Here is a 2,853-nt window from a genome sequence, read left to right as displayed (position 1 = left end):
AAGCCCCGGCGGGTACCGCGCGGCGCTCCGAGGCTTTGACGCCGATTCCCGCATCGGCGATCCCGCCTGCCGCGGCCGTCGTTCCGTCGCGGACCGTGGATCCACCCGAGTTCGCGGTGCCGACGGTGGTACCCGAACCAGGGAAGTCGCAGGAACAGCTCGAGCAGGAAGCCTGGAACCGGCACTGGCAGCAGACCACGCAGTGGCTGCAGCAGGAGATCGTCGGAGGCTGATTTGTCCTGGTGACAGAATGTGGCGAGTTCGCCCATCGAGTGTCAGGAGTGCCCGTGCCGAGCATCGAATCCATCGTCGCAGCCGACATGCCGCGCGCCCGGCGCGAGCTCGCGGAGCTCGTCGCCTTCAGGTCGGTTGCCGACGAGCGGCAGTCCCCGCGGGAAGAGTGCGTGGGCGCAGCCGAATGGGTGCGCGCGAAGTTCGTCGACGCGGGCATCGACGATGTGGACCTCATCGAGACGCGCGACGGATCGTTGGCAGTGGTGGGGCACCGGCCCGCTCGCCCTGGTGCTCCGACGGTATTGCTCTACTCCCACTACGACGTTCAGCCCGCAGGAGATCGAACGCTATGGACCGGTGAGCCATTCGAGCTCACCGAACGCGACGGCCGTTGGTACGGGCGAGGTGCCGCCGACTGCAAGGGCAACGTCGTGATGCATCTGCTGGCATTACGGGCGCTGGCCGATGATGCGGGCGTGGGGATCACCGTCGTCTGCGAAGGGTCGGAGGAGATGGGAACCGGCGGCCTGGAACATTTCGTCGCCGCGAAGCCCGAGCTGTTTGCCGCAGACGTCATCGTCATCGCGGACACCGGCAACGTCGCCGTGGGCAGACCGACGGTCACGACGACGCTTCGGGGCATCGCGAACGTGGTGGTCCGTATCGACACGCTCGAGGGCGAGGTGCATTCGGGGATGTACGGGGGACCGGCGCCCGACGCCCTCGCCGCTCTCATAGCGCTGCTGTCGACGCTTCGCGACCGAGAAGGCAACACCGTTGTCGACGGTTTGACGTCGGATCAGGAGTGGCAGGGCGTCGAGTACGCCCCGGAGCGGTTCCGGGCGGACGCAGGGGTGCTCGCCGGGGTCGGTCTCGCCGGGTCCGATTCGGTTGCCGACGCGGTGTGGGCTCGGCCTGCGCTGACGGTGCTCGGCATCGACTGCCCACCGGTGGTCGGGTCCGCGGCAGCCATCTCACCGACGGCGTCGGCACGCCTGAACCTTCGTGTGCCGCCCGGAACAGACGCGCAACAGGCCCAGGATGCCCTGACGGCCCATCTGGTGGCTCACGTGCCGTGGAACGCCCGCATTACCGTCGAACCGGAAGCCGTCGGCTCGCCGTTCGAGGCACGTACCGACGGCCCCGGGTACGCAGCGCTGGGAGACGCCCTGACCGAGGCGTTCGGCCAGCCGGTCGTCACCGCGGGCCAAGGCGGCTCGATTCCGCTGTGCAACGTTCTCGCGCAGACCTTTCCGAACGCCGAGATCGTGCTCATGGGCGTCGAGGAACCGCTGTGCCGCATTCATGCCCCCAACGAAAGCGTCGACCCCCGCGAGATCGAGAAGCTCGCGGTGGCCGAAGCGCTGTTCTTGCAGAAACTCGGCTCAGTTCAGGCAGGCGCAGCGTCAGACCGATAGGTCGCGGCGCAACTTGGCCACATGACCGGTCGCGCGGACGTTGTACTGCGCCACCTCGATCTTGCCGTCCTCGTCGACGAGGAACGTGGAGCGAATGACGCCCTCGTAGACCTTGCCGTAGTTCTTCTTCTCGCCGAACGCGCTCCACGCTGCGAGGGTCGTCTTCTCCTCGTCGGACAACAGCGGGAAGTTGAGGCCCTCCTTGTCGCGAAACTTGGCGAGCTTTGCGGGCTTGTCGGGGGAGATGCCGATGACCTCGACGCCACCGCCGTTCAACTCCGCGAGGCTGTCGCGGAAATCGCAGGCCTGTTTGGTGCAACCCGGCGTACTCGCAGCCGGATAGAAGTAGACGATGACTTTCTTGCCCGCATAGTCGGACAGAGAGACGTCCTTTCCGTCTGCATCGGGCAAAGTGAACGCGGGCGCGGTATCGCCGGCCTCGAGCTTCTTGGTGTCGGTCACCTGACGAGAGTAGCCAAGAAGCGCGGTGCTCTAGGCTCGACCGTGACACACATGCAATAGCGACCAGTTGGAGGACACGTGGCCAGGGACACCGACAAGATCGAACGCGAGATCGAGGCGGCACGGAACCAACTCGCCAGCACCCTGGACGAGCTGAGCGTCCGCGCAAGCCCGAAGCGCATCGTCGAGAACACCAAGCAGTCACTCGCGGCCAAGCTCAACGAACCTCCCGTTAAATACACCCTCATCGGCGTCGGTGCAGTCGTAGCCATACTCGTCGTCCGCCGGATCTTCAGCTGACATTTCAGGCCGCTGACCTGGTGATTTCACATCCAGCAGCATCTCCTGTTAATGTTTCTCCCGCACCGCAGAGAAGCGCAGTGCGGATCGGCGCCATTAGCTCAGTTGGTTAGAGCAGCTGACTCTTAATCAGCGGGTCCGGGGTTCGAATCCCTGATGGCGCACACCAAGTGCCCCTGAACAGCATAAGTGCTGGTCAGGGGCACTTTTTGTTGTCCGGGTATCCCTGGGCATCCGTAAGCGTCGAAGAATCGAACAACTCTGTGACCTGCGGATTCGTGAGTGGTTTAGGGCGTTTCGGAGACTTGACTCTTAATCGCAAATACTGGGAGTCGAGTCCGGCGGTCACGCTGCTGACCACTGAAGTGGTACGTCGGATTGCACGATCGATCGCCAAGCGGACTCGTGTGGACGCACAACTCATCACTTACTCATCACT

Annotated in this window: 3 protein-coding genes, 1 tRNA gene and 1 pseudogene; 4 read left to right on the top strand and 1 reads right to left on the bottom strand. The window is 64.4% G+C overall.

What is annotated here, in order from left to right; genetic code table 11:
* Both WBQ44_RS02065 and WBQ44_RS02060 read left to right on the top strand, forming a co-directional pair.
* Window positions 1-233 (top strand): annotated as a pseudogene (locus tag WBQ44_RS02065) (hypothetical protein); the annotation flags it as partial.
* 54 nt (window positions 234-287) lie between these two features.
* The gene (locus tag WBQ44_RS02060; protein WP_495565076.1) at window positions 288-1,652 is read left to right on the top strand and encodes a dipeptidase; all 1,365 of its coding nucleotides are present in this window, start codon (window positions 288-290) and stop codon (window positions 1,650-1,652) included.
* Here WBQ44_RS02060 and bcp read toward each other — a convergent pair.
* Window positions 1,641-2,114, bottom strand: coding sequence for a thioredoxin-dependent thiol peroxidase (bcp, locus tag WBQ44_RS02055; protein ID WP_495565075.1), 474 nt, complete (start codon window positions 2,112-2,114; stop codon window positions 1,641-1,643). The genes WBQ44_RS02060 and bcp overlap by 12 nt on opposite strands.
* A gap of 78 nt (window positions 2,115-2,192) precedes the next feature.
* On the opposite strand from bcp, the gene WBQ44_RS02050 reads away from it, so the two are divergent.
* On the top strand, window positions 2,193-2,414 hold the full coding sequence (locus WBQ44_RS02050) for a DUF3618 domain-containing protein (RefSeq protein ID WP_495565074.1): 222 nt from the start codon (window positions 2,193-2,195) through the stop codon (window positions 2,412-2,414).
* Between the two features lie 90 nt (window positions 2,415-2,504).
* Window positions 2,505-2,578 (top strand) — tRNA-Lys (locus WBQ44_RS02045).
* Window positions 2,579-2,853 lie beyond the last annotated feature (275 nt).

Origin of the sequence: Rhodococcus sp. (in: high G+C Gram-positive bacteria) (assembly GCF_049591685.1) — a bacterium.
In the GTDB taxonomy this organism is placed as follows: domain Bacteria; phylum Actinomycetota; class Actinomycetes; order Mycobacteriales; family Mycobacteriaceae; genus Rhodococcoides.
This window is presented reverse-complemented; position numbering and strand designations above follow the sequence as displayed.